Below are 255 nucleotides of genomic sequence, written 5' to 3'. Positions count from 1 at the left end.
ACACCTTCGCCGATGCCGACGTGGGCGACACCCTCAGCTACAGCGCCCAGCTCGCTGGCGGCGGGGCCCTGCCCGCCTGGCTCAGCTTCGACCCCGCCACCCGCACCTTCAGCGGCACACCCGCCAACGGCGACGTGGGCAGCGTCGACATCGACGTGATCGCCAGCGACGGCAACGGCGGCAGCGTCACCGACACCTTCGCCATCACCGTGGGCAACGTCAACGACAACCCCACCGTCGCCAACGCCATCCCCA

General features: G+C 70.6%; 1 protein-coding gene. It reads left to right on the top strand.

The features are described from left to right. A partial coding sequence (locus KW835_RS26715; RefSeq protein WP_218387765.1) for a putative Ig domain-containing protein occupies positions 1–255 on the top strand: 255 nt, incomplete at both ends.

It is taken from the genome of Acidovorax sp. sic0104 (genome assembly GCF_019219095.1).
GTDB lineage: Bacteria > Pseudomonadota > Gammaproteobacteria > Burkholderiales > Burkholderiaceae_C > Acidovorax.
Note: the sequence above shows the minus strand (reverse complement) of the source record. Positions and strands in the feature narration are given on the sequence as shown.